A 25,041-nucleotide genomic window follows, 5' to 3' on the forward strand; every position below is an offset into this window, starting at 1 on the left:
GTCCGGCCCGGTGGCGGGCCCCTCGCCGGGCCCGGCGGTGGGCCTGGTCGGACCCGGCGGTGGGCCTGGTGGGGCCGGTGGGGCACAGATCGGTCACCGCCCGGCGAACTCCAGACCAACTCCGGCCCGGGGGCCGTTCCGCGTGGCGATACTGCCCGGAGACGGGGCCGGTGGAGCCGAGGGGGAACGGTGGCCGCACAGACACAGGGGGGCGTCCTCGCCCCGCCGCCGGGCCCTGCGCCGGGCCGGGCGCCCGACCGGGTCGCGGAGCCGGGCCGCGGCCCGCTGTCCGCCCCGCTGGCGCGGCTGCGGACGGCCGCCCGCACCCCGCCGGGGCGGCTGCGCACGGCGGGCGCGGTGCTGGTGGCGCTGGCGCTGCTGTTCGGCGTCACGGCGGCCTGGCAGTCCGCCGACCGGGCGGGCGCGGCCCGGCAGTTGGCGTCCCGCAGCGAGCCGCTCAGCCAGGACGCGGCGGAGCTCTACCGTTCGCTGGCGGACGCCGACGCCACCGCCGCCGCGGGCTTCCTGATGGCGTCCGCCGAACCGCCCGAGGTCCGCAAGCGCTACCAGGACGACCTGGCCACCGCCGCCCGGCTGATCCCGCAGGCGGCCGCGCGCAGCGGCGCGTCCGCCGACGCGCAGCGCCGGCTGGCCGAGCTGAGCGAGCAACTGCCGCGCTACGCGGGCCTGGTGGAGACCGCCCGGGCGATCAACCGGGAGGGCCTGCCGCTCGGCGGGGCCTACCTGCGGTACGCCTCCGACTACCTGCAGAAGACGGTGCTGCCGAACGCGCAGAAGCTGGCCGACACCGAGGCCGCCGCGCTGGACGGCGACTACGACGCGGCCGCCGCCGAGCCCTGGGCGGCGCTGGTGCTGGGCGTGCTGCTGCTGGGCGCGCTGGGCCGCTACCAGGTGCTGCTGTTCCGGCGCACCAACCGGGTGTTCAACCCGGGCCTGCTGACCGCCTCGGCGGCGGTGCTGGTCGCGCTGGTGTGGACGGTCGGCGGCACCGTGGCGGCCGGCACCGGCCTGCACGAGGCCCGCACCCAGGGCATCGACCCGCTGCGCGCGCTGAACCAGGTCCGGGTGGAGGCGCTGCAGGCGCACACCGCGGAGAACCTCGACCTGGTCTCGCGCGGCGCCACCGAGGCGTACAACGAGCGCTGGACCAGCCTGTCCCGGACCCTGAACGGCTCGCCCCGCAACGACGGTTCGGTGGCGGGCCTGACCGCCGCGCCGCCGGCCCGGGCCGGGGACCGGCTGGCCGAGGCGCAGCGCTGGTACGGCGAGTGGCAGCGGCGGCACGCGGCCGCCGCCGAGCTGGACGCGAGCGGCGACTACGAGGGCACCCTGCGGCAGACCCTGGCCCCGGGCCGGGACGACACCGCGGAGGCCGCGTTCAACGCCGCCGAGCAGCAGTGGGAACAGGCCGGACGGGCCGAGCAGGCCGCGTTCGACTCCGCCGCGGGCGGCGTCAGCGGGGCGCTGGCCGTCCAGGCGGTGGCGGCGGCGCTGCTGGCCGCGCTGGCGGTCGGCGGCACGGTGCGCGGCATCGGGCGCCGACTGGCCGAGTACCGGTAACGGGGGGAGCGAAGGATGCGCAGGGCTGGCAGGGCGAGGACCGGAACGCTGGCCGCGACCGCGGCACTGGTGGCGGGCCTGCTGGGGGTCGGCGGCTCGGCGGCCGGCGCGGCCGGGAACGCGGTGACCCGGAACGCCGTGACCGGGAACGCGATGCCCGGGAACGCGGTGGCCGGGAACGCGGTGGCCGCGGACGACTGCGATACCGGGGTGTCGCTGCCGCCCAGGGAGCAGGCGGGCGCGAAGATCCAGGAGATCCGCAAACGCGGCCGCCTGGTGGTCGGCGTCGACCAGAGCGCCTACAACTGGGGCTACCGCGACTCGCAGACCGGCAAGATCGAGGGCTTCGACATCGACCTGGCGCGCGCCGTCGCCAAGTCGGTGCTCGGCGACCCGGACAAGGTGGTGCTGAAGACCATCGCCACCGCCGACCGGATCAACGTGCTCAAGGACCACCAGGTCGACCTGATCGCCCGGGCGATGACCGTCACCTGCGAGCGGAAGAAGCAGATCGCCTTCTCCGCCCCGTACTTCAAGGTCTCCCAGCGGGTGGTCGCGCCGAAGGCCGCGCACGCCGGCAGCGTGGCGCAGGCGCTCGGCGGCAAGCGGGTGTGCGCGGCGCTGAACTCCTCCTCGCACACCGAGCTGAAGGCGAACGCGCACGGCGCCGCCTCGGTCGTCACGCCCGACAACCAGCTGGACTGCCTGGTCCTGATGGAGCTCGGCGAGGCGGACGCCACCCTGTCGGACAGCTCGCTGGCGGCCGCGATGGTCGCCCAGGACCAGACCATGGAGCTGGCCGGGGAGTCCTTCCTGCCCACGTACATGGGCGTGGGCATGAACCAGGACGACACCGACCTGATCGCCTGGGTCAACCAGGTGCTGGTCGAGTGGCGCGGCGGCGGCTGGCAGGCCAGCTACGACACCTGGCTGCGGCCCAGCATGGGGGTGCCCGACCCGTACCGGCCGTGGTGACCGCGCGGACGCGGGCGGCGCGGGCAGCTCAGGTGGCGCGGACGGCGCGGGCGGTACGGGCGGCGGGGCCGGGCCGGGCCGGTTTCCCGTCCCGGACCGGGAATCCGGGGGACCGCCGTCCGTGCGGTGCCGGGCGTCGGGGAGACTGGCGGCCCACGGACGGTCGTCCCGACCGCCCCAGGACCGACGCCCCGTCACCACGACCGTGGCCGAGAGGAGGAACCGCGTTGGCCGGAACGACCCGCCCGGTGATGAACCGTGAGGAGGTCGACCGCGCGCTGGCCCGGCTGGGTGCCGAGCGCGACGCGGTCGAGGCGGCGCTGCTGGCGCTCCAGGACCACCCCGGTCTGCGGCTGCTGACCGGCGCCGAACTGTCCGGGCGCACCCGGGAGCGCTGGGCGGTCGCCGAGGGCGGCGTCGCCCTGCTGTGGGCGCTGTTCGACCGGTACGCGGAGGCGCTGGCCTCCGCCCGCGCGGTGCGCTCCCGGCGCACCCGGCCGACCGCCGCCGAGCTCGGCGAGCTCGGCGAACTGCTCTCCGGCCGCTCGGTGACCGTCTCCGGCGGACGGCTGCCCGACGAGGCGGGCCTGATCGGCGGCCCGGCCCGGCTGGTCGAACAGGTCACCCTGGTCGAGCTGCTGGAGCGGATGAACGGCTGGTACGCGGTGGTGGTCGAGGTGGTGAGCGCCGTCGACGCGGTCTGGTCGGCGCTGCCCGCCCGGATCGACCTGCTGCTCGCCGAGCTCGGCCGGGTCCAGATGCTCGCGGTCTCGGTCGGGGTCCGCCCCGGCGGGCACCCGCTGGCCGACGACCTCGCCGACCTGGCCCGGCAGTTGGGCGCGCTGCGCGCCCTGGTGGTCGCCGACCCGCTGGCGCTGTGGCGGCCCAGCCGGGTGCCCGCGCAGCGCGGCCGGGCCGGCGAGGGAGCGGCCTGGGCCTCCCCCACCGGCGCCGTCGACACCGCGGGATTCGACCGGATGGGACGCCAACTGGACGACGTGCGCGTCGAGTTGGAGGGCCTGCTGCGGCTGCGCGACGAGTCCCACGAGCGGCTCCAGCAGGTCGCCGACCTGCTCCAGCGCGCCGACCTGACGCTCGCCGAGGCCCGCCGGGCCCGCGGCGAGGTGCTGGCGAAGATCGCCGCGACCGAGGTGCCCGCCGTGCCCGGCCCGCCCTCCGCGCTGCGCGAGGCGATCGGCCAAGCCGTCGAGTTCCAGCAGACCGGCCAGTGGCACCGGCTCGGCCCGCTGCTGGACGCGCTGGAGGACGCGGCCGCCAAGGAACTCGGCCGGGCCCGGCAGGCGCTCACCGAGGTCGCCCAGCCGCTCGCCGTCCGGGCCGAGCTGCGCGGACGGCTGGAGGCGTACAAGGCGATGGCCGCCCGGCTCGGCCTGGCCGAGGACCCCGAGGTGGTCGAACGCTTCGAGAAGGCCCGCTGGCTGCTCTGGAGCGCCCCGTGCGACCTGCGGGCGGCCGCCGAGGCGGTCGGCCGCTTCCAGCAGGCGCTGCGCGCACCCGAACGGCAGCCGCAGCCGCAGCCCCAGCCGGAAGCGGCGGCGCCGCAGGTCCAGGACACCGAACAGGGGGAGGACACCGATGGCTGACGCATGCGCCCGCCCGGGCTGCACCGGGGAGATCGACACCGACGGCTACTGCACCGAGTGCGGCCTCGCCCCCGAACGGGGCGGCACCGCCGCCGCCCCCGGCGGCCCGTGCGGGCGCGCGGACTGCCCGGGCACCGTCGACCCCGACGGCTACTGCGACGAGTGCGGCCTCGCCGCCACGTCCTCCACCGCCGCCCGGCTCCCCGCACAGCGCAGCGCACCCGCCGCCCCCGGCGCTCCCGCCGCTCCCGCCGCCGCCCCCGGCGGCCCGTGCGGGCGCGCGGACTGCCCGGGCACCGTCGACCCCGACGGCTACTGCGACGAGTGCGGCCTCGCCGCCACGTCCTCCACCGCCGCCCCCGCGCCCTCGTCCCCGTCCTCCGCCCCGTCCGCCCCGGCGTCCCCGTCCGCCCCCGTGCCCGGTTCCGTCCGCGGCTCCTCCGGCCGGTCCCGGTCGAGCCGTTCGACGCGCGGCGGCTCGGTGTCGGTGCGCAGTTCGCGGGGCAGCACGGGCACCGCGCGGCGCGGCAACCTGGGTGCGGGCCTGGTGGCGATCGCCCCGGTGCCGACCCAGGACCCGGCGCAGGCGGTGCTGGCGAACCCGGAGGTGCCGGAGCGCAAGCGCTTCTGCTCGCGCTGCGACCAGCCGGTGGGCCGGGAGCAGGACGGCCGGCCGGGCCGGCCGGAGGGCTTCTGCACCAAGTGCGGCACCCCGTACTCGTTCAGCCCGAAGCTGTCGCGCGGCGACCTGGTCGGCGGCCAGTACGAGGTGATGGGCTGCCTGGCGCACGGCGGCCTGGGCTGGATCTACCTGGCGGTGGACCGGCGGGTGAACGACCGCTGGGTGGTGCTCAAGGGCCTGCTGGACACCGGGGACGAGGACGCGCTGGCGGTGGCGATCGCCGAGCGGCGGTTCCTGGCCGAGGTCGACCACCCGAACATCGTCCGGATCATCAACTTCGTCGAGCACCCGGACGCCCGGACCGGCGTCGCCGACGGCTACATCGTGATGGAGTACGTCGGCGGCAAGTCACTGAAGGACATCGCCAACGAGCGCCGCGCCGCGGACGGGCGGCGCGCGCCGCTGCCGGTCGAGCAGGCGCTGGCGTACGGGCTGGCGGCGCTGCCCGCGCTGGGCTACCTGCACGCCCGCGGGCTGGTGTACTGCGACTTCAAGCTGGACAACGTGATCCAGTCCGACGACATGCTCAAGATCATCGACCTGGGTGCGGTCCGCCGGCACGACGACGACGGCCCGATCTACGGCACCGTCGGCTACCAGGCCCCGGAGATCGCCACCGCCGGCCCCTCGCCGTCCTCCGACCTGTACACGGTGGCCCGCACGCTGGCCGTGCTGACCTTCGACTTCGCCGGCTACACCGACCGCTGGCGGCACGAGCTCCCGGGCCCGGACGAGGTGGAGGTGTTCGCCCGCTACGAGTCCTTCCACCGCCTGCTGGTGCGCGCCACCGACCCGGACCCGGCCCGCCGGTTCGCCTCCGCCGAGGAGATGGCCGGGCAGCTGACCGGCGTGCTGCGCGAGGTGCTGAGCCTGCAGGACGGGCAGGCCAGGCCCGCGCCGTCCACCCTGTTCGGGCCGGAACTGCGGGTCGTCGACACCGAGTTGGCCGAGCACGCGCCGGACGCCCGGGCCGCCGCGCTGGCGCTGCCCGCGCCGCTGGCCGACCCGGCCGACCCGAACGCGGGCCTGCTGGCCGCGCTGCCCGCCGCGCCCGCCGAGGCGCTGGCCGTGCTCCGGGCGGCCGGCGCCGACTCGACCGAGCTGCGGCTGCGGGTGCTGCGCGCCCACCTGGAGCTGGGCGAGGCCGCGGCCGCCGCCGAGGTGCTGGCCGCCCTGGAGGCCGAACACCCCGGCGAGTGGCGGGTGGTGTGGCACCGGGCGCTGACCGCGCTGGCGGCCGGCCGGGCCGCCGAGGCCCGCGACTCCTTCGAGGCGCTGTACGACGCGTTCCCCGGCGAGGGCGCCCCCAAGCTGGCGCTGGCGGTCTGCGCCGAGCTGCTCGGCGGGACCGCGGCCGCCGCCGGGTACTACGCGCTGGTGGGGACCGTCGACCGGTCCTTCGTGAGCGCCGCGTTCGGCCTGGCCCGGGTCCGGCTCGCGGACGGCGACCGGGACGGCGCGGTCGCCGCGCTGGAGGCGGTGCCGGAGAGCTCCGCGCACTGGACCGCCGCCCGGATCGGCGCGGTCCGGGCCCGGCTGCGCGGCCGGGCCGCCACCGAGCCGCTGGCCGCCGAGCTCGCCGACAGCTCCGAGCGGCTGGCGGCGCTCGCCCTGGACGCCCGGCGGCGCGAGGAACTCGCCGTCGAGGTACTGGACTCGGCGCTGAACTGGGTGCTGGCGGGGGCCGCCGGGAAGCCCGCCACGCTGACCGTGCTGGGACATCCCGCCGCGGAACGGGAACTGAGGCTCGCCCTGGAACACTCCTACCGGATGTTGGCGCGGTTGTCCGACCGGGCCGAGACGAGGATCGAGTGGGTGGAACGGGCCAACCGGGCCCGCCCCAGGACATGGGTGTGAGCATGCCGCAGCAGACCGAGTGCCCGAACTGTGCCGAACCGCTGGGCTCGCAGGACGCGTTCTGCGGGGCCTGCGGCACCGCCCTGACCGGGCCGCCGACCCTGCGCGACCTGCCCGTCGTGCCCAGCTGCCCGCACTGCGGCTCCGCCGAGCTCGCGGACGGCTGGTGCCAGCGCTGCGGCCAGGCCCAGCCGCGCGAACGCGACCACCAGGAGCGGGAGCTGACCGGCGTCGCGGCGGTCTCCGACCGCGGCCTGCGGCACCACCGCAACGAGGACGCGTTCACCGTCGCCACCGCCGAGGCCCCGGACGGGACGCCCGTGGTGCTCGCCGTGGTCTGCGACGGGGTGTCCTCCTCGTCCCGCCCGGACGAGGCGTCCGCCACCGCCGTCACCGCCGCCGCCGACTCGCTGGTCGCCGCGCTGGCCTCCGGCCGCGAGCCCGACCGGGCGATGCGCGAGGCGATCGGCGCCGCCAACCGGGCCGTCACCGCGCTCGCCCACGACGGCACCGCCCCCGACGGCCGGCACAGCAACGCGCCCGCCTGCACCTACGTCAGCGCGGTCAGCTCCGGCGGCCTGGTCACCATCGGCTGGGTCGGCGACACCCGCGCCTACTGGATCCCCGACGACCGCGAGTCCGCCGAGCCGTACCGGCTCACCGAGGACGACTCCTGGGCGGCCCGGATGGTCGCCGCCAACCTGATGGCCGAGGCCGAGGCGTACGCCGACCCGCGCGCGCACGCCATCACCGGCTGGCTCGGCGCCGACGCCGAGGACCTCGACCCGCACACCGTCAGCTTCACCCCGCACGTCCCCGGCGTGCTGCTGGTCTGCACCGACGGCCTGTGGAACTACGCCGAGGCCGCCACCGACCTGGCGTTCTTCGTCCGGGCCGACGCCCGCACCGAACCGCTGGCCACCGCCCAGGAGTTGGTGCGGTTCGCGGTCGAACGCGGCGGGCACGACAACATCACCGTCGCGGTGCTGCCGATCGACCCGCCGACCGCGCCGGCCGTCCACGACGCCACCCTGCTCGACGTGCCGCTGCCGCGCGCCGCCGACCCGGACGCCACCGTCCCGCTGCGCCCGGCCGTCCCCGCCGCTGCTCCCGCCGCCGCAGCCGCGCCCGCGCCGCCGGCGCCGCCCGCCGTCCCGCCCGTGCCCGCCGCCCCGCCCGCCGTGGTGCCCGTCGCGGCGGCGGACGCGGACCCGGCCGGGAACTGACCCCTCCGCCCTCCCGCCCCTCCGCGACAGGAGCTCTCCGCATGGCCTCGTTGTCCAAGCCCGACGCGCCCCGGTTCGACGTCGACGTCTTCCAGAACGAGTACCTCGCCCAGGGATCCCGGGAGGTCAACGCGATCGTCACGGTGACCGCGACCGGCGGCGGCACCTCCGGCGGGCGCCCGATCGGCGCCCCCGGGCCGGACGCCGCCGTGGTCCTGGTGATCGACTGCTCCGGCTCGATGGAGTACCCGAACACCAAGATGCGGCACGCCCGCGAGGCCACCGCCGCCGCCATCGACGGGCTCCGCGACGGCGTGGCCTTCGCGGTGGTCGCGGGCACCCACGAGGCGAACGACGTCTTCCCCGGCAACGGCCGGCTGGCCGTCGCCGACCGGCACACCCGCGAGCAGGCCAAGGACGCGCTGCGCCGGCTCAAGCCGTCCGGCGGCACCGCGATCGGCACCTGGATAGCCAAGGCGCAGCAGCTGTTCGCCTCCCGCCCGGAGGCGGCCATCCGGCACGCCGTCCTGCTCACCGACGGCCGCAACGAGCACGAGAAGCCCGCCGCCCTGCAGCGCGCCCTGGACGCCGCCGCCGGGTACTTCACCGCCGACTGCCGCGGCGTCGGCACCGACTGGGAGGTCGCCGAGCTGCGGAAGGTCTCCTCCGCGCTGCTCGGCACCGTCGACATCGTCGCCGAGTCCTCCGGCCTGGCCGAGGACTTCCGCGCGATGATGACCGCCGCGATGGGCAAGCAGGTCGCCGACGTCGCCCTGCGGGTGTGGACGCCCGCCAACGCCCGGGTGAAGTTCGTCAAGCAGGCCGCCCCCGCCGTCGAGGACCTCACCGACCGCCGCACCGACGCGGGGACGCGCGCCGGGGACTACCCGACCGGGTCCTGGGGCGACGAGTCCCGCGACTACCACGTGTGCGTGGAGGTCCCGGCGGCCGCGGTCGGCAACGAGATGCTGGCCGCCCGGATCAGCCTGGTCCTGCCGCACCCCGACGGCACCGCCGAGGTGCTCGGCCAGGGCCTGGTGCGCGCCGTGTGGACGGACGACCTGGCCTCCTCGACCCGGATCAACCCGCAGGTCGCGCACTACACCGGCCAGGCCGAGCTGGCCGACTCGATCCGCGACGGTCTGGAGGCCCACCGGGCGGGCGACTTGGAGCGCGCGGGCGCCAAGCTGGGCGCCGCCGTCCGGCTGGCGTACAGCAGCGGCAACGAGGGCACCCTCAAGCTGCTGCGGAAGGTGGTGGACGTGGTCGACGAACGGGAGGGTACCGTTCGGTTCCGTAAGAACGTGAGCGAGGCCGACTCGATGACACTCGAGACCCGGTCGACGAAGACCGTGCGCGTGAAGAAGTGAGCCGGACACCCGCCGGACCCGAACCTGCTGGAGTGGGGACCTGATGCCGATCTGCCCTAGGGGACACGAGTCGCAGGCCGAGGACTGGTGCGACTACTGCGGCTTCCCGATGACGCCGCCGCCCGGCCTGGCGATCCCGGGCTTCCCGAACGGCCCGGCCCAGCCCGGCCCCCAGAGCCACCAGGGTCACCAGGGCCAGCAGGGCCAGCCCGGCCACCAGGGCCAGCACGGCGCCCAGGGCTACCCGGGCGGCCCCGCCGCACCGCCCCCGGGCCCGCCCGGCCCGCCCCCGTACACCTCCGCCGGCTACCCGCCGGTCGGCCCGGGCAGCACCCCGCCGTCCGGCACCCCCGCCGGTGGCGGCGGCTACTTCGAGCCGCGCCGCACCCCGACGCCGCCCGCCGGCACCCCCACCGGGCCCGCCGCGGGCGCCCCCGGCGCGCCCGGACCGTACGGCGCCCCGCCGCCCCCGCCGACCGCGGGCCTGGTCACCTGCCCGATCTGCCGCAGCCCGCAGAGCGGCCGGTACTGCGAGGAGTGCGGCTACGACTACAACCTGGCCACCTCCGCCCGCCCGCCGGGCGCCGCGCCCGCCCCGGCCGCCCCGTTCGGCCAGCAGCCGCCGGCCGCGCCGCCGGGCCACCAGCCCCCGCCGCCGGCCCAGCAGCAGGGCTACGGCTTCCCGCCGCCCGCCGCCGCGCCCCCGGCCCCGCCGACCGCGTTCGACCCGCCGGCGCCCTCGCCGTACGAGCGCCCGCAGCCGCCGCAGCCCCAGCCGCAGTCGCCCTACGAGCAGCAGCGGCCCCCGTACGAGCAGCAGCCGCCCGCCCCGCAGCCGCCGCAGTCCCCGTACGAGCGTCCGCAGCCGCAGCAGCCCTCGCCGTACGAGCGCCCCGGCTACCCGGCCGCGCAGGCCGCCCCGGGCGGGCCGGCCGCGCCGTCGTTCGAGAAGCCCCCGGCCGCGGGGTTCCCGGACGTCGACTACGAGCGCACCGGCCCGGTGTACGCCGAGCCGTCCGCTCCCCCGGCGGGCGGCCGGCCGCAGCCGGGCCAGGGCCCGGACTCCGGGACGTCCTTCCGGCTCACCCCGCCCGGGCAGCCGGGCGGCGGCGCGGCGCAGCGCGGCACCTGGTTCGCCGTGGTGGCGCCGGACCACGAGTACTTCACCGACATGATGACCCGCAGCGGCCCGGAGGCGGCCGGCCTGTACTTCCCGCAGTACACCTCGGAGCGCCGGGTCCCGCTGACCGGCCGGGGCCAGCTGCGGATCGGGCGGCGCAGCCAGCAGCGCGGCACCGTGCCGGAGATCGACCTGTCGGTCGCCCCGGAGGACCCGGGCGCCTCGCACCACCACGCGCTGCTGGCCGAACAGCCGGACGGCAGCTGGGTGGTGGTCGACCAGGACTCCACCAACGGCACCACCATGAACGGCGGCCCGGACACCCTGCCGCCGCACACCGCGATCCCGCTGAACGACGGCGACCGGATCCACGTCGGCGCCTGGACCACCATCACGGTGCACCTGGCCTGACGCCCCGCCCGTCCTGACGGCACCTCACCACCGGCCCCGGCCCGGGGAGTTCGCTCCCCGGGCCGGGGCCGCCGCCCGCACCCGGTCGGCGCGGAAAGCTCGGAAGCGGAAAGCTCAGAATTCGCACAGAAGCCCTCGTCCGGCGCGCCCCCACCCCCTACGCTTCGCCCCATGAGTGATGCAATAACCGCGGACGGGATCCGGAAGCGGTACGGGGATGTCCAGGCCGTCGACGGAGTCTCGCTCTCCGTCCGGACTGGCGAGTTCTACGGCCTGCTCGGACCGAACGGTGCGGGCAAGACCACCACGTTGGAGATCCTGGAGGGCATCCGGGAGGCGGACGAGGGGCGGGTCGAGCTGCTCGGCCTGTCGCCGTGGCCGCGCAACCCTAAGCTGCTGCCGCGGATCGGCGTGCAGTTCCAGGCCTCCGCGTTCTTCAACAAGCTGAGCGCGCGCGAGACCATCCGCACCTTCGCCTCGTTCTACGGCATCGGCCCGAAGGCGGCCGACGCGATGCTGGAGCGGGTCGGGCTGACGGAGTCCGCGAACGTGCTGACCGACAAGATGTCCGGCGGCCAGGCCCAGCGCCTGTCGATCGCCTGCGCGCTGGTGCACGACCCGGAGCTGGTGTTCCTGGACGAGCCGACCACCGGCCTCGACCCGCAGGCCCGCCGCAACCTGTGGGACCTGCTGCGCGACATCAACGCCGAGGGCCGCACCGTGGTCCTGACCACCCACTACCTGGACGAGGCGGAGATCCTCTGCGACCGCGTCGCGGTGATGGACCACGGCAAGGTGCTGAAGACCGGCGCCCCCGCCGCGCTGGTCCGCGAGATCGACGACACCGTCAGGGTCCGGATCGAGTCCGGGCAGCTGGCCGTCGACCGGGTGCGCGAACTGCTCGCCGCCGCGGGCGCGGTGTACGCCAACCTGGAGGACGACAGCGTCACGCTGGCGCTGTCCACCGCCGAGCCCGGGCCGGTGCTCGCCGTGCTGGCCGAGCAGAACGCCCTGCGCGGCCTCGAGGTCCGCGGCGCCACCCTGGAGGACGTCTTCCTCCAGCTGACCGGACGGGAGTACCGGGCATGACCGCCACCGAACGGCCCCCGGCCCCCGCACCCGCCCCGGCCGCCGCGGGCCAGGAGAAGGCCAACGCCTTCGTCGGCCTGTCCCGGGTGATGCTGCTGGGCTTCCTGCGCGACAAGGGCACCCTGTTCTTCACCCTCGCGCTGCCGCTGATGTTCCTGCTGCTGTTCGGCGTCCTCTACAAGGGCGGCGGCACCTCGCACGTCAAGGTCGCCGAGATCGGCCAGGTCAAGGTGCTGGACGACGCCAAGGCGCACGCCGCGGGCGCGCTGGACGCACTGGAGATCACCACCGGCCTGGACGAGGCCGACGCCCTCGCCAAGGTCAGGAAGGGCGACCTGGACGGCCTGGTCGCGGAGGGCCCGGACGGCACCCTGGTGCTCCGCTTCAGCCAGGCCGACCAGGTCAAGTCCGCCACCGTGCAGGGCATCGTCAACTCCCTGGTGGACGGCGCCAACCAGGCGGCCGCGAACGCCCCGGCGAAGTACACCCTGGACGCCTCCAAGGTCGAGGACGACTCCACCAAGCCGATCCAGTACCTGACCCCGGGCCTGCTCGCCTACGCCGTCGCCATGGGCGCGGTGTACGGCGCGTCCTTCACCCTGGTCACCTGGCGCAAGAAGCGGGTGCTGCGCCGCCTGCGGCTGGCGCCCATCTCGGCGGGCACCATCGTCGGCGCCCGGGTACTGGTCAGCGTGCTGGTCGCGCTCGCCCAGACCGGGCTGTTCCTGATGGTCGCGCAGATCGACTACTTCGGGCTGAAGCTCACCGGCAACTGGTGGCTGGTGCTGCCGCTGGTGGTCTGCGCCACCCTGGCGTTCATGTCGATCGGCCTGGTCACCGGCTCGCTGGCGAAGACCGAGGAGTCGGCGAACGGCATGAACCAGCTGATCATCCTGCCGATGTCCTTCCTCGGCGGCGCGTTCATCCCGCTGGACTTCGCCCCGAGCTGGCTGCAGGACATCTCCCGGGCGCTGCCGCTGCGCTACCTGATCGTGCCCGCCAAGTCGGTGCTCAGCCAGGGCGGCGGCCTCGCCGACGCGCTGCCCGCGATGGGCATCCTGCTCGCCTTCACCGCGGTGCTGTGCGCCGTGGCCTGGCGTTTCTTCAACTGGGACGACGCGTAGCCGCCGCCGCCCCGGGACGGGGGTCGTACGCCGGAAGTCCCGGTGTACGGCCCCCGTCGGCGTCTGCGACCATGGACGGGTGACTGACACCGGGCGCAAGACCACCACCGCACCAGAGGAGACCTTCTACGACCAGGTCGGCGGCGAGGAGACCTTCCGCCGGCTGGTGCACCTCTTCTACCGCGGTGTCGCCCAGGACGAGCTGCTGCGCCCGATGTACCCGGAGGAGGACCTCGGCCCCGCCGAGGAGCGCTTCGCGCTGTTCCTGATGCAGTACTGGGGCGGTCCGCGCACCTACAGCGAGCACCGCGGCCACCCCCGGCTGCGGATGCGGCACGCCCCGTTCCGGGTCGACCGGGCCGCCCACGACGCCTGGCTGGGACACATGCGCGCCGCCCTGGACGAGCTGGCGCTGCCCGCCGAGGCCGACCGCGAGCTGTGGAACTACCTGACGTACGCCGCCGCCTCGATGGTCAACACCGCGGGCTGAGCGGCCCTCCCCGGGCGTCCTCCCCGGGGCGTCCTCCCCGGGGCGCCCTCCCGGGAGGCCCTCCCGGGGCGTCCTCAGCGCAGCGGGCTGAGCCCCAGGCCCGCGCCGGGCGCGGCGGCGGTGCGCAGCGCGACGGACCCGGCGGGCGCGTCCAGCCGCAGCCAGGCCCCGGCCCGGTGGGCGGCGAGCTCGGCGCCGGGCCGCAGGAACCCGATCGCGTGGGCGGCGTGCGCGGCCCGCAGCGGCAGGCCCTCGGCGGCCGCCAGCGGCCGGGACCAGATCTCGTCGGCGATCGCGTCGACCGCCTGCCTGGTCCGGTGGTGCTCCGGCACCTCGGCGGTGCGCCGCTTGAACTCCGCGACGGCGGCGAGCACTTCGCCCACCACCCGCTCGACCGGGGGCCGCCCGAGCGGCCGCCAGCCGGAGCGCGGCGGGAGCAGCCCGGCCCAGGCCGGTCCGGTGACGGGCGCGGGCAGCCCGAGCCCGGCGCCCGGCTCGTCCACCGACTCCAGCAACTGCCCGGCGGAGACGGTCAGGTCGGCCGACCCGTCCAGCCCGGCCAGCCGCACGGTGCGCACCGCGAGGACCGCGGAGCCGCCGAGCGGCAGCCGCCCGAACACCGCCAGCACCCCGCCGCCGTCCGCGCCCGGCACCGCCTGGAGGCGGACCGCCGCGGCCCGGTCGAAGCGCAGCAGCCGGCCGAGGAAGGCGGCCAGGTCGGCGGCCTCCTGCCGGTCGGCGAGGTCGAGTCGGGTCTGCACGGTCACCGGTTCAGCTCGTTTCTCGGACGGGACTTCGGCGGGACTTCGACGGGGCGGCGGGCGCGGTCAGGCGGCGGCGCAGTCGGCCGGCTGCTCGTCGGTGAACCGGCTCAGGAACTCCCGCTCGACCGGGCTGATCCGGCGCGGGCGGGCCTCGGCGAGGTTGTAGGGGACGACCACGGTGGAGGCGGTGACGTAGACCGTCTCGGTGCCGTCGGCGGCGACGTCCTTGATCTCGTAGGAGACGGTCAGCGAGGCGCCGCCGATCTTCGTCACCCAGGTCTCGATGGTGACCGGCTCGGGGCGGTGCACCAGCGGCCGCTTGTAGTCGATCTCGTGGCGCGCCACCACGGAGCCGCCCGCGAACTCCCCGGCCCCGGCCTCGGCGGCCCGGGTGAACATGAAGTCGATCCGGGCCTCCTCCAGGTAGCGCAGGAAGACCACGTTGTTGACGTGGCCGAAGGCGTCCATGTCGGACCACCGCAGGGGGCAGGCGTAGATGTGGCGAGCCACGGTGTTCTCCTCGAATTCTCTGTACCCGGAGGTACCCTGCTGGGCAGCCTACGGGCGGCGGCCCGGCAGCCCGCCCGCGGGGGCAGTCTGCCGGGCCGACGTTGCGCCCCGGTGTCAGCCGCGGGTCAGCTTCTTGTAGCTCGCGCGGTGCGGGCGGGCGGCGTCCGCGCCCAGGCGCTCGACCTTGTTCTTCTCGTAGGACTCGAAGTTGCCCTCGAACCAGAACCACTTGCTCTCGCCCTCGTAGGCGAGGATGTGGGTGGCCACCCGGTCCAGGAACCAGCGGTCGTGGGAGATGACCACGGCGCAGCCGGGGAACTCCAGCAGCGCGTTCTCCAGCGAGGACAGGGTCTCGACGTCGAGGTCGTTGGTCGGCTCGTCGAGGAGCAGCAGGTTGCCGCCCTGCTTGAGGGTCAGCGCCAGGTTGAGGCGGTTGCGCTCACCGCCGGAGAGCACCCCGGCCGGCTTCTGCTGGTCCGGGCCCTTGAAGCCGAACGCGGACACGTAGGCCCGGGACGGCATCTCGACCTGGCCGACGTTGATCCAGTCGAGGCCGTCGGAGACGACCTCCCACAGGGTCTTCTTCGGGTCGATGTTGGAGCGGGTCTGGTCGACGTAGCTGATCTTGACGGTCTCGCCGACCTTGACCGTGCCGCCGTCCGGCGTCTCCAGGTCCTGGAGCATCTTGAACAGGGTGGTCTTGCCCGCGCCGTTGGGGCCGATCACGCCGACGATGCCGTTGCGCGGCAGGGTGAAGCTGAGGTCGTCGATCAGGACCTTGTCGCCGAAGGCCTTCTGGAGCTTGTCGACCTCGATGACGACGCTGCCCAGGCGCGGGCCCGGCGGGATCTGGATCTCCTCGAAGTCCAGCTTCCGCATCTTGTCGGCCTCGGCCGCCATCTCCTCGTAGCGGGCGAGGCGGGCCTTCGACTTGGCCTGGCGGCCCTTGGCGTTGGAGCGGACCCACTCCAGCTCTTCCTTGAGCCGCTTGGCGCGCTTGGCGTCCTTCTGGCCCTCGACCTTGAGACGGGTCTGCTTGGTCTCCAGGTAGGTGGAGTAGTTGCCCTCGTACGGGTAGGCGCGGCCGCGGTCGAGCTCGAGGATCCACTCGGCGACGTTGTCCAGGAAGTACCGGTCGTGGGTGACGGCGACGACGGTGCCGGGGTACTTCTCGAGGTGCTGCTCCAGCCAGTTCACCGACTCGGCGTCCAGGTGGTTGGTGGGCTCGTCGAGCAGCAGCAGGTCGGGCTGCTCGAGCAGCAGCTTGCACAGCGCCACGCGGCGCTTCTCGCCGCCGGAGAGCTTGGTGACCGGCCAGTCGCCGGGCGGGCAGCCCAGCGCGTCCATGGCCTGCTCGAGCTGGGCGTCGAGGTCCCAGGCGTTGGCGTGGTCCAGGTCCTCCTGGAGGGTGCCCATCTCGGCGAGCAGCTCGTCGGAGTAGTCGGTCGCCATCAGCTCGGCGATCTCGTTGAACCGGTCGAGCTTGGCCTTGGTCTCCTTGACGCCGTCCTGGACGTTCTCCAGGACGTTCTTGGACTCGTCGAGCGGGGGCTCCTGCTGGAGCATGCCGACGGTGAAGCCCGGCGAGAGGAAGGCGTCGCCGTTGGAGGGCTGGTCGAGGCCCGCCATCATCCGCAGCACGGTCGACTTACCGGCGCCGTTGGGGCCGACGACGCCGATCTTCGCCCCGGGGAGGAAGCTGAGCGTCACGTCGTCAAGGATGACCTTGTCGCCGTGTGCCTTGCGCACCTTGCGCATGGTGTAGATGTATTCCGCCACGTTGAGATCGCTCCGGCGTCGTCGTGAGTAATCGGCTTGCAGCCTTCCATTGTGCCGTAAGGCCGGGGCCGACCCGAACGCCGCTCCCTGGCGCCCGCGGCCCCGCCGGGCCGCCGGCTGCGGGCGCCCGTCATGCGAACGGCCCCGCCGCCCGGCTCCGGGCGGCGGGGCCGTTCCCCGTCCGGCGCGGGCGCCGGACGGGGTTCAGCTGGTGGTTCAGGAGGTGCGGCTGTGGCGGCCGCGGCGGCGCATGCCGTAGACCGCGGCACCGCCGGCGACGAGCAGCACGCCGGCCAGCGCGGCGGTCAGGCCGGAGCCCATGCCGCCGCCGGTGGAGGCCAGCTCCGGGCCGGTCGGGCTGGGCGACGGGGCGGTGGACGGGGTCGCCGACGGGCTGGCCGGCGGCAGGGTGTTGCTGTCGGTCTTGCAGTTCAGCACGCCGCTGAAGGTCTGCGAGAAGCCGCCGGGGCCGGTGACGGTGAACTTGTAGGCGGTGTCCTCCTCGACCGGGAGGGTGACGTCCTGGGTGGCGCCGGGCTTCACGGTGACGTTCTTGCCGCCGACGGTGAACGTCCAGTCCTGGTCGCCCTTGTTGGTGGCGGTGATGACCAGCGCGCCCTGGGTGCAGTCGACCTTGGCGGTGGCGGCCGGGATCGGGCCCTTGGGCGCCCAGGTCAGCGCGGCGAGGGCGTTGACCTTGACCTTGTCGGTACCGGCGAGGATCAGGGTCTGGCTGTGCTTGCCGTTGTCGTCGCCGACGAAGGCCCGGCCGAGGTTGATGGTGGCGGTGGCGTCGGCGGTGACGTTCGCGGTGCCGGCGGCGGCACCGGCCGGGACCTTGGCGAACAGCTGGTCGCCGCTCTTGGCGTTCTTCACCGCGGCGCCGTTCTTGTCGACGAGGGTGACGCCCGCGTCGGTGCCCTTCTTGTCGAGCGCGACGGTGACGCTGTCGGTGCTGCCGCCGGTGGTGACGGTGATCGGGCCGAGCAGGTCGCCGCTCTTGCCGGCCACCGAGCCGGGGTTGAGGGCGAGCGAGGGCTTCGGCTCCTCGGCGCCGCCCTTGGCGTCGGCCTGGGCGATCAGCCAGTCGGTGAACTTCTTGGCCTTGTCGTGGTCGTCGCTCTGCTTGGTCGGCACGTTCGGGTCGGAGTAGTGCCAGATGGCGATCTGGGTGGCCGCGGCCGCGTCGTCCTTGGTGAGGCCGTCGATGCCGGAGGCCTTGCTGAGCGCGCCCTCGTCGACGTTCGGGAAGGAGTGCTCGAGCAGCCACTGGATCTTCGGGCCGGCCTTGGCCTTGACCTTCTCCGGCTGGGACAGCGAGGTCGAGGCCCAGTCGGTCTCGTGGTAGGTCGCGTCCTTGAGCGTGTCGTTGAGCAGGTCGATGCAGTACACCTGCAGGATCGTGTCGGTGCCGGTCACCTTGAGGTTGAACTGCCCGGCGGTCACCGGCAGCCAGCGACCGGGGCGGACCTCGTGCTCGATCTTCTCGCCGTAGCGGATGCCGCCGTCCAGCTTCGCCGTGACACCCGAGGAGGGGTCCGCCGCGAACGCCGTACCGGACGCGACCAGGCTCGACCCGACGGCAAGACCCGACGCGAGCATGACAGCTGCTATGCGGGAGACGACCCGCCCCTGCTTGTGGAACATCTGCGATCCCTCCGGGCGGCGACGTGCCTTCGGCAACCCGCCCCCTGCAAAGCGGCACCCCCTGTGGCGCCGCTGCACGTGTGTGGACCAGACGCATCCTATTGACGCGCCCCGACCGGTTCACGCCCGTAGCGAATCAGGACGATTTCGTGGCTGTTCTGTTATCAAAGAGCTCTTCCGCAGGGCGAGTTGATGAGTCGACATAAAGCCACGGGGCGCCTCCGCGGCAATCAGGATTGCACCCCCCGGCTCAAGAAGTGCCCCGATTACGTCAGTTCAGAACCTCCTCCGCCACACCCGCACCTCCCTCCCCGGCCGCCCCACCCGCACCGCCGCCGACCGCGGCGGCCTCCTCCGCCCGGCGCCGGGCCGCGACCGCCGCCACGATCCACTCCGGCACCGCCTCCTCGACCAGCCGCACCGCCCGCGGCCCGCCCGCCGCCGACAGCACCGGCACCGCCGCCGCCGCACCACCGCCGGAAGCACCGCCGGGAGTTCCGCTCCCGGCCGGGGCCGCCCCCGAACCTCCCTGCCCCGGCGCCGACTTGCCCTCCAGCGCGCGCCGGAACACCGAGGTGCCCCGGGCCAGGTCGTGGCCGATCGAGCGGGCGTCGATCTCCACCTCCGTCCGCCGGCTGCCCTCCTCCCCCCACTCGCGGACCCGCAGTCGCCCGCTCACCACCAGCGGATCGCCCTTGTTCACCGAACCGACCACGTTGGCCGCGAGCCCCCGCCAGGCCACCACCGTCACCCAGGTCGTCCCGCCGTCCGTCCAGTCGCCGCGCTCCCGGTCGTAGCGCCGCTCCCGCGCGGCGAGCCGGAAGTTCGCCACCGCCACCCCGCCGGGCGTCTCCCGGTACGTCACGCCCGACGCGGCGTTGCCGACCATCGTCACCAGTGCCTCGTCCATTCCGACTCCTCCGTTCCCGGCCGCGGCGACCGGTGCCCTTTCCCGGCGGAATCCCCGCCGGGAAAGATCCTCCGCCTTCCGGGAAATCCGCACCAGCACCTTCCGCCCGCCTGTGGACAACTCCGCCCTGTGGAAAACCGGAGTAACTCCCCCGAGTGAATTGAATCGTTTTCCGGTCGAAAATCGACCATTTCAATGCCGTGTCCATGACAACAAAACGACCACCCCGGACAAATGCCGCTCCCTGCCCCGACCTGCACCCCGGCCCGCGCCCCGCCCCGCGCTCCGACCCCGCACCCCTTCCCCCGCAAGGACCGTTCGGGCACCCGCGTCGACCACCCCTTCCGGTGACCGCCCGCACACCCTCCGGACACCCCGGGTCCACCCCCGAAACCACGAACGGGTGGCCCTCGACTCGCCCCGTCCATGTCATCCAACCGATGGAACCCCTAAACGCGCCCCCACCCGCCGGCCGCTCCGGGCGATTGCCCCCGCCGAATCCATAACGGGTGGGGTTGCAGCCCCGTAACGACTGCACAACGTCCCGCTCCGAGAGCCGGTAGACCGCTGCACTCCCCGGCACTACCTGCGATTATCGGACCGCCCCGAGGAGGTCGACACACCCCGGTCCGGTCTTCGAAGTCCAGGGGGCGGAACTGAACACCCGTATCCTGTCCCGGAACATCCCGTCCCGGCCCAGGCCCGGCAAGCGGGCCGACGTCAGCACCCCGGCCCCCATAGCTCAGCGGATAGAGCACCCGCCTTCTAAGCGGTAGGTCGCAGGTTCGAATCCTGCTGGGGGCGCCCACCCACTCCGACCGGCCCCGTCACCACCGGACGAGCACGCGCCGGCCCCGCGGACCGCTTACCCCGTCCCGCCGCGCGCATGCTCCCGCCCCGCCGCCAGGTCGGCCAGGAATCCGTCCAGCAGCACGCGTTGGCGCTCCGGCGGGAACTCCCCGGGGGCGAACAGCGCCTGCACCACCAGCCCGAGCGCGAAGGACTGGGCCCGCGCGGCCAGTTCCTCGGCCGGGCGGTCGGCGGGGAGTTCGCCGAGTTCCTGGGCCTCGGCGCAGAGCCCGGCCATCCGCCGGCGGGCCCGGCGGTAGCGCTCGGCGTGCCCGGCGGTGAGTTCGGCGTCGCCGAGGGCGGCGTCCCAGGAGCCGACCCAGATCCGGTTGGCGGCGGCGCCCTCCGCGTCCAGCGGGAGGATGTCGAGCAGCGCGGCGCGCAGCACGGGCAGGCCGCGGGCGCCGGCGGCGGCCTCGGTGGCGGGCCGGTGGCGTTCGGCGGCCTGCCGGTCGAGGACCTCCAGCGCGTGGGCGACCAGGGCCCGCTTGTGCGGGAAGTAGTGGGTGAGCAGGCCGGTGGAGGCGCCGAGCTCGGCGGCCACCGCGCGCAGGGTCAGGCCGCCGAAGCCGCGGTCGGCGAGCACCCGCCGCACCGCCTCCGAGACGTCGCGCCGGCGTGCTTCGTGGTCGCCCCGTGCGGGTGGAGTCATGCGCGCTAGGGTACCTACCAAACGTTTGTTATGTACCACTGCCGTGTACCACTTCCATGCACCACCGCCGTGTACCGCGAGGGGATGCCGATGTACGCCGTAGCGCTCGCCGAGGACGCCGAGCTCCGCCCGTTGGAGCCGTGGCAGGCCGAGGAGTTCCTGGAGCACATGGACCGGGCTCGGGCCGGGGTCGATCCGTGGATTCCGTGGGCGACCCGCAGCACCGACCTGGAGTCCGCCCGCGCGACGCTGCGGAAGTTCGCCGACAAGCAGGCCGCCGACGCCGGGCGGATCCACGGGATATGGCTGGACGGGACGCTGGTGGGCGGCGTGATGTTCGTCCAGTTCGACGCCGCGGCCGGGGTCTGCGAGATCGGCGTGTGGACCGAGCCCGCCGCCCAGGGCCGCGGCCTGGTCACCGCGGCCGCCCGCCGGCTGCTGGACTACGCGCTGCTGGAGCGCGGCCTGTACCGCGCCGAGTGGTGGAACAGCACGGTCAACCTGCGCAGCCGGGCGGTGGCCCGACGGCTGGGCATGACGCTGGACGGCACGCTCCGCAAGCACACCGAACACCTGGGCGTCCGGCTGGACCTGGAGATCTGGTCGATGCTGGCCCCGGAGTGGCGGGCGGTCCGCGAGGGCGCCGGCCCGACGGAGGGTTGACGCGGATCACATGGCCCGCCCCGCGCCCGCGTGAAAGGCTGACGGCCCGTCCGGCACCGTCCCTCGAGAGGCCCGCCATGCCCGCGAGCACCGCCCACCCGCTGGACCGCCCGGGCCCGGGGGACGTCGAACTGCCCACCGGCGCGCCGGGCCTGCGCTGCTGGGTGGGCCCGGAGCGGGTGGCGACGCTGCTGCTGGACCGGCCGGAGCGGCGCAACGCGGTGACCGGCGCGATGTGGCGGGCGCTGCCCGGGGTGCTGGCGGAGCTGGCGGCGCGCCCGGACGTCCGGGTGCTGGTGCTGACCGGCGCGGCGGGCGCGTTCTCGGCGGGCGCGGACATCGCCGAGCTGGCCGGGGTGTACGCCGACCCGGCGTCCGCCGGCGCGTACCACGCCGCGAACGTGGCGGCCGAGCAGGCGCTGGCGGCGTTCCCGCGCCCGACCCTGGCGGTGGTCCGGGGCGCCTGCGTGGGCGGCGGCTGCCAGTTGGCGCTGGCCTGCGACCTGCGGCTGGCCGCCGCGGACGCCCGCCTCGGCATCACCCCGGCGAAGCTGGGCGTGGTCTACCCGGCGGTCCCGACGCTGCGGCTGGCCGCGCTGGTCGGCCCGGCCCGGGCCAAGTACCTGCTGTTCTCGGGCGAGTTGCTCCCCGCCGCCCGCGCGGAGTCGTTCGGCCTGCTGGACGAGGTGCTGCCGCCCGCCGAACTGGACGCCCGGGCACGGGAGTTCGCGGGCCTGCTGGCCCGCCGCTCACCGCAGACCATCGGCGCGGTCAAGGCCGTGCTGTCCGTCGACCCGGCGGACGCGGCGGCCGCCCTGGAGCCCTGGGAGCGCGCGTCCCGGACGGCGCCGGACGTCCGGGAGGGCCTGGCGGCGTTCCTGGAGCGCCGCGAGCCGCGGTTCTGACCGCCCGGGAGCGCCCGGCGGCGGCCGGCGGCGCCCGGTGCTGCACAATCTCCGATGATCGGACCACCGTCCGGTGCCCGGCACGGTCGAAGGAGCAGCATGTCCACCCCCGTCCACACCGCCGGAGCCGCCGGAGCCGCCGGAGCAACCGAACCCCCCGGAGCCGGAGCGGCGCCCGGCGCCGAGGGCGGCTGGGCCCGCCGGATCACCGACGGGGTCGAACCGAAGAACGTGGTCCTGGCGGTGCTGCCGCTGATCGGAGTGGTCCGCCACGGCTGGTCCGGCCTGGCCTGGGCGGCGTTCGCGGCGCTGTTCGCGGCCGTGCTGCCGACCTGGTTCATCCGGCGCGGGATGCGGCGCGGCAGCATCGAGGACCGGCACGTCGGCCGGCGCCGGCGCCGCCTGGTGGTGCTCCCGGTCGTCATGGGCTCGGTGCTGGTCGGCCTGCTGGCGATGCTCCTGCTGGGCGCCCCGGCCGACCTGACGGCGATGGTGCTGGCGATGTTCGCCTCGCTGGTGCCGCTCCTGGTGATCACGGCCTGGTGGAAGGTGTCGGTACACACCGCAGTGGTGTGCGGCGCGGTGGTCTGCACCGCGATCGCGCTCGGCCCGTGGTGGCTGCTGGCGCTGCCCGCGGTCGTGCCGGTGGGGTGGTCCCGCGTGGCGCTGCGGGACCACACCCCGGCCCAGACGGTGGTCGGCGCACTGGTGGGGGCCGCCACCGCCGGGCTGGTCTTCTGGTCGGCCCGCTGACGGACCGCCCGCCCCGGCAACCCCACCCCGGCAGACCCACGCCCCGACAGACCCACCCCGGCGTGGCTGACGGGCCGTCAGCGGATCGGCGCCCCCGAGATCGCCCGGGCGATGACCAGCCGCTGGATCTCGCTGGTGCCCTCGAACACGGTGTAGATGGCGCTGTCCCTGTGCATCCGCTCGACCGGGTACTCGCGGGTGAAGCCGTTGCCGCCGAGGATCTGCATGGCCTGCGCGGTGACGAACTTGGCGGTCTCGCCCGCGTACAGCTTGGACATCGAGCCCTCGGCGCTGGTGAACGGCTGGTTGTTGACGGCCATCCAGGAGGCCCGCCAGACCAGCAGCCGGGCCGCGTCGATCCGGGTCTTCATGTCGGCGAGCTGGAAGGCGACGCCCTGGTTCTCGATGATCGGCTTCCCGAACTGCACGCGGGTCTTGGCGTAGTCGAGGGCCACCTCGTACGCGGCCCGGGCGATGCCGATGGCCTGGGCACCGACGGCGGGGCGGGAGGCTTCGAAGGTGGCCATGGCGGCGTTCCTGCCGCCGCCCCGGGTGCCTTCGCGGGCCCGGGCGAGGCGGGCGTCGAGCTTCTCCTTGCCGCCGAGCAGGCAGTGGCCGGGGACGCGGACGCCGTCGAGGACGACCTCGGCGGTGTGCGAGGCACGGATGCCGTGCTTCTTGAACTTCTGGCCCTGGCTGAGGCCCTTGGTGCCGGGCGGGACGACGAAGGACGCCTGGCCGCGGGAGCCGAGTTCGGGGTCGACGGTGGCGACCACCACGTGGACGTGCGCGATGCCGCCGTTGGTGGCCCAGGTCTTGGTGCCGTTGATCACCCACTCGTCCTTGGCCTCGTCGTAGACGGCGCGGGTGCGCAGCGCGGAGACGTCGGAGCCGGCGTCGGGCTCGGAGGAGCAGAACGCGGCGACCTTGACGTCCTCGGGGGTGCCGAACATCTGCGGGGCCCAGGTGCCGATCTGCTCGTCGGTGCCGTTGGCGAGCACGGCGACGGCGGCCAGCGTGGTGCCGGTGATGGCGAGGCCGATGCCCGCGTCGCCCCAGAACAGTTCCTCCATGGCGATCGGGATGCCGACGCCGGAGGGGTCGAAGAACTGCTGGGCGTAGAAGTCGAGGGAGTAGATGCCCAGCTTGGCGGCCTCCTGGATGATCGGCCAGGGGGTCTCCTCGCGCTCGTCCCACTCCGCGGCGGCAGGGCGGATGACGTCGGCGGCGAAGCCGTGCAGCCAGTCGCGGACGGCGATCTGGTCCGGCCCGGGGTCGAGCGAGAAGGTGGTCATGTCGGCCTCCAGGAGACGGTCGGGCGGGCCGGAGGGTCCACGCCACTGCGCTGTTACCTCCGGTAACATGGCGGCGAGTCTGCTACCGATAGGTAACCGGTGTCAACGCCCGCCGAGCCGCATACCCGCCCGCACGAGGAGCAGCGCATGACCACCGAACCCCGCCGCGAACAACTGCTCAACGCCGCCGACCGGGTCATCCAGCGCGAGGGCCCGAGCGCCAGCATGAACGCGATCGCCGCCGAGGCCGGCATCACCAAGCCCATCCTGTACCGGCACTTCGGCGACCGGAACGGCCTGATCGGCGCGCTGACCCAGCGCCACACCGCCGGGCTGCTGGCCGCCGTCCGCTCGGCCCTGAACGAGCCGCTGGAGCGCCGCGACCGGGTCGAGCACGTGCTGGACGTCTACCTGGCCGCGATCGAGTCCCGCCCGCAGGTCTACCGGCTGCTCACCCACCCCGAGCCGGGCGACCCGACCGGCGCGGGCAACGCGCTGGCGCCCGCGCTGCGGCAGATCGCCGAGGAGATCACCCGGGCCATCCAGCAGCAGATCGACCTCGGCCAGGAGGGCCCGCTGCTCTCCGAGACCTGGGGCCGCTCGATCACCGGCATGGTGCTGGCGGCCGGCGACTGGTGGCTGGAGACCCGGCCCTGCCCGCGGGCCCGGATGGTGCAGGCCCTGGCCGACCTGCTCTGGGGGCGGCTCTCCGCCGCCGCCGACCTGCCGCCGATGCTGGCCGCCCCGGAGTCCCGGGCCACCGAGTCCTGAGCCCCGGAGCCCCG

The 25,041-nt window shown here is 74.8% G+C and carries 21 protein-coding genes and 1 tRNA gene; 15 read left to right on the top strand and 7 right to left on the bottom strand.

Features of this window, described 5'->3' with window-relative positions; translation table 11 throughout:
- Positions 1 to 189: 189 nt before the first annotated feature.
- The 10 genes from EDD39_RS33195 (at position 190) to EDD39_RS33240 (ending at position 13,529) form a co-directional block, all read left to right on the top strand.
- The gene (locus tag EDD39_RS33195; RefSeq protein ID WP_123563107.1) at positions 190 to 1,581 is read left to right on the top strand and encodes a hypothetical protein; all 1,392 of its coding nucleotides are present in this window, start codon (positions 190 to 192) and stop codon (positions 1,579 to 1,581) included.
- 15 nt (positions 1,582 to 1,596) lie between these two features.
- Entirely contained in the window at positions 1,597 to 2,556 is a 960-nt protein-coding gene (locus tag EDD39_RS33200; RefSeq protein WP_123563108.1) for a glutamate ABC transporter substrate-binding protein, read from the top strand.
- Positions 2,557 to 2,807: 251 nt separating this feature from the next.
- Positions 2,808 to 4,160, top strand: a complete 1,353-nt coding sequence (locus tag EDD39_RS33205) for a hypothetical protein (protein ID WP_123563111.1) — start codon at positions 2,808 to 2,810, stop codon at positions 4,158 to 4,160.
- On the top strand, positions 4,153 to 6,699 hold the full coding sequence (locus EDD39_RS33210) for a serine/threonine-protein kinase (protein ID WP_123563113.1): 2,547 nt from the start codon (positions 4,153 to 4,155) through the stop codon (positions 6,697 to 6,699). Before EDD39_RS33205 ends, EDD39_RS33210 begins: the two co-directional genes overlap by 8 nt.
- A gap of 2 nt (positions 6,700 to 6,701) precedes the next feature.
- Entirely contained in the window at positions 6,702 to 7,925 is a 1,224-nt protein-coding gene (locus EDD39_RS33215) for a PP2C family protein-serine/threonine phosphatase (RefSeq protein WP_123563115.1), read from the top strand.
- Positions 7,926 to 7,966: 41 nt separating this feature from the next.
- On the top strand, positions 7,967 to 9,295 hold the full coding sequence (locus EDD39_RS33220) for a vWA domain-containing protein (protein ID WP_123563117.1): 1,329 nt from the start codon (positions 7,967 to 7,969) through the stop codon (positions 9,293 to 9,295).
- A gap of 43 nt (positions 9,296 to 9,338) precedes the next feature.
- Positions 9,339 to 10,826, top strand: coding sequence for an FHA domain-containing protein (locus tag EDD39_RS42360; RefSeq protein WP_123563119.1), 1,488 nt, complete (start codon positions 9,339 to 9,341; stop codon positions 10,824 to 10,826).
- 171 nt (positions 10,827 to 10,997) lie between these two features.
- Positions 10,998 to 11,915, top strand: a complete 918-nt coding sequence (locus EDD39_RS33230; RefSeq protein ID WP_030463263.1) for an ABC transporter ATP-binding protein — start codon at positions 10,998 to 11,000, stop codon at positions 11,913 to 11,915.
- Positions 11,912 to 13,039, top strand: coding sequence for an ABC transporter permease (locus EDD39_RS33235; RefSeq protein ID WP_123563121.1), 1,128 nt, complete (start codon positions 11,912 to 11,914; stop codon positions 13,037 to 13,039). The genes EDD39_RS33230 and EDD39_RS33235 overlap by 4 nt, the downstream gene beginning before the upstream one ends.
- A 79-nt stretch (positions 13,040 to 13,118) precedes the next feature.
- Positions 13,119 to 13,529 (top strand): globin, encoded by a 411-nt coding sequence (locus tag EDD39_RS33240; protein ID WP_123563123.1) that lies wholly within the window; start codon positions 13,119 to 13,121, stop codon positions 13,527 to 13,529.
- Positions 13,530 to 13,603: 74 nt separating this feature from the next.
- Here the strand turns inward: EDD39_RS33240 and EDD39_RS33245 are convergent, their stop codons facing one another.
- The 5 genes from EDD39_RS33245 to EDD39_RS42365 form a co-directional block, all read right to left on the bottom strand.
- The gene (locus EDD39_RS33245) at positions 13,604 to 14,296 is read right to left on the bottom strand and encodes a DUF8010 domain-containing protein (RefSeq protein ID WP_123563125.1); all 693 of its coding nucleotides are present in this window, start codon (positions 14,294 to 14,296) and stop codon (positions 13,604 to 13,606) included.
- Between the two features lie 60 nt (positions 14,297 to 14,356).
- On the bottom strand, positions 14,357 to 14,803 hold the full coding sequence (locus tag EDD39_RS33250; protein ID WP_123563128.1) for an acyl-CoA thioesterase: 447 nt from the start codon (positions 14,801 to 14,803) through the stop codon (positions 14,357 to 14,359).
- Between the two features lie 114 nt (positions 14,804 to 14,917).
- Entirely contained in the window at positions 14,918 to 16,582 is a 1,665-nt protein-coding gene (ettA, locus tag EDD39_RS33255; RefSeq protein ID WP_030463258.1) for an energy-dependent translational throttle protein EttA, read from the bottom strand.
- 216 nt (positions 16,583 to 16,798) lie between these two features.
- Positions 16,799 to 18,229: a Cys-Gln thioester bond-forming surface protein gene (locus EDD39_RS33260; RefSeq protein ID WP_123563130.1), complete on the bottom strand. Its 1,431-nt coding sequence runs from the start codon at positions 18,227 to 18,229 to the stop codon at positions 16,799 to 16,801.
- A gap of 271 nt (positions 18,230 to 18,500) precedes the next feature.
- On the bottom strand, positions 18,501 to 19,139 hold the full coding sequence (locus EDD39_RS42365) for a single-stranded DNA-binding protein (protein ID WP_279638461.1): 639 nt from the start codon (positions 19,137 to 19,139) through the stop codon (positions 18,501 to 18,503).
- Positions 19,140 to 19,870: 731 nt separating this feature from the next.
- On the opposite strand from EDD39_RS42365, the gene EDD39_RS33270 reads away from it, so the two are divergent.
- Positions 19,871 to 19,943 (top strand) — tRNA-Arg (locus tag EDD39_RS33270).
- A 61-nt stretch (positions 19,944 to 20,004) separates the two neighbouring features.
- Here the strand turns inward: EDD39_RS33270 and EDD39_RS33275 are convergent.
- Positions 20,005 to 20,640, bottom strand: a complete 636-nt coding sequence (locus EDD39_RS33275; protein WP_123563132.1) for a TetR/AcrR family transcriptional regulator — start codon at positions 20,638 to 20,640, stop codon at positions 20,005 to 20,007.
- 90 nt (positions 20,641 to 20,730) lie between these two features.
- Between EDD39_RS33275 and EDD39_RS33280 the strand changes: the two genes are divergently transcribed.
- The 3 genes from EDD39_RS33280 (at position 20,731) to EDD39_RS33290 (ending at position 22,961) form a co-directional block, all read left to right on the top strand.
- Complete coding sequence (locus EDD39_RS33280) at positions 20,731 to 21,303, top strand: GNAT family N-acetyltransferase (RefSeq protein WP_123563134.1); 573 nt, start codon at positions 20,731 to 20,733, stop codon at positions 21,301 to 21,303.
- 77 nt (positions 21,304 to 21,380) lie between these two features.
- Positions 21,381 to 22,208, top strand: coding sequence for an enoyl-CoA hydratase/isomerase family protein (locus tag EDD39_RS33285; protein ID WP_244257398.1), 828 nt, complete (start codon positions 21,381 to 21,383; stop codon positions 22,206 to 22,208).
- Positions 22,209 to 22,307: 99 nt separating this feature from the next.
- Complete coding sequence (locus EDD39_RS33290) at positions 22,308 to 22,961, top strand: phosphatase PAP2 family protein (protein WP_123563136.1); 654 nt, start codon at positions 22,308 to 22,310, stop codon at positions 22,959 to 22,961.
- 77 nt (positions 22,962 to 23,038) lie between these two features.
- Here the strand turns inward: EDD39_RS33290 and EDD39_RS33295 are convergent, their stop codons facing one another.
- The gene (locus EDD39_RS33295; protein WP_123563138.1) at positions 23,039 to 24,256 is read right to left on the bottom strand and encodes an acyl-CoA dehydrogenase family protein; all 1,218 of its coding nucleotides are present in this window, start codon (positions 24,254 to 24,256) and stop codon (positions 23,039 to 23,041) included.
- Positions 24,257 to 24,403: 147 nt separating this feature from the next.
- Here EDD39_RS33295 and EDD39_RS33300 point away from each other — a divergent pair, with 147 nt between their 5' ends.
- Positions 24,404 to 25,027: a TetR/AcrR family transcriptional regulator gene (locus EDD39_RS33300; protein ID WP_123563140.1), complete on the top strand. Its 624-nt coding sequence runs from the start codon at positions 24,404 to 24,406 to the stop codon at positions 25,025 to 25,027.
- The last annotated feature ends 14 nt before the right edge of the window (positions 25,028 to 25,041 follow it).

This window comes from Kitasatospora cineracea (assembly GCF_003751605.1).
Lineage (GTDB): Bacteria > Actinomycetota > Actinomycetes > Streptomycetales > Streptomycetaceae > Kitasatospora > Kitasatospora cineracea.

Coding starts and splice junctions, on each gene's coding strand:
- EDD39_RS33200 (WP_123563108.1), top strand. CDS start 1,597: ATGCGCAGGGCTGGCAGGGCGAGGACCGGAACGCTGGCCGCGACCGCG.
- EDD39_RS33205 (WP_123563111.1), top strand. CDS start 2,808: ATGAACCGTGAGGAGGTCGACCGCGCGCTGGCCCGGCTGGGTGCCGAG.
- EDD39_RS33210 (WP_123563113.1), top strand. CDS start 4,153: ATGGCTGACGCATGCGCCCGCCCGGGCTGCACCGGGGAGATCGACACC.
- EDD39_RS33215 (WP_123563115.1), top strand. CDS start 6,702: ATGCCGCAGCAGACCGAGTGCCCGAACTGTGCCGAACCGCTGGGCTCG.
- EDD39_RS33220 (WP_123563117.1), top strand. CDS start 7,967: ATGGCCTCGTTGTCCAAGCCCGACGCGCCCCGGTTCGACGTCGACGTC.
- EDD39_RS42360 (WP_123563119.1), top strand. CDS start 9,339: ATGCCGATCTGCCCTAGGGGACACGAGTCGCAGGCCGAGGACTGGTGC.
- EDD39_RS33230 (WP_030463263.1), top strand. CDS start 10,998: ATGAGTGATGCAATAACCGCGGACGGGATCCGGAAGCGGTACGGGGAT.
- EDD39_RS33235 (WP_123563121.1), top strand. CDS start 11,912: ATGACCGCCACCGAACGGCCCCCGGCCCCCGCACCCGCCCCGGCCGCC.
- EDD39_RS33260 (WP_123563130.1), bottom strand. CDS start 18,229: ATGTTCCACAAGCAGGGGCGGGTCGTCTCCCGCATAGCAGCTGTCATG.
- EDD39_RS42365 (WP_279638461.1), bottom strand. CDS start 19,139: ATGGACGAGGCACTGGTGACGATGGTCGGCAACGCCGCGTCGGGCGTG.
- EDD39_RS33275 (WP_123563132.1), bottom strand. CDS start 20,640: ATGACTCCACCCGCACGGGGCGACCACGAAGCACGCCGGCGCGACGTC.
- EDD39_RS33280 (WP_123563134.1), top strand. CDS start 20,731: ATGTACGCCGTAGCGCTCGCCGAGGACGCCGAGCTCCGCCCGTTGGAG.
- EDD39_RS33285 (WP_244257398.1), top strand. CDS start 21,381: ATGCCCGCGAGCACCGCCCACCCGCTGGACCGCCCGGGCCCGGGGGAC.
- EDD39_RS33290 (WP_123563136.1), top strand. CDS start 22,308: ATGTCCACCCCCGTCCACACCGCCGGAGCCGCCGGAGCCGCCGGAGCA.
- EDD39_RS33295 (WP_123563138.1), bottom strand. CDS start 24,256: ATGACCACCTTCTCGCTCGACCCCGGGCCGGACCAGATCGCCGTCCGC.
- EDD39_RS33300 (WP_123563140.1), top strand. CDS start 24,404: ATGACCACCGAACCCCGCCGCGAACAACTGCTCAACGCCGCCGACCGG.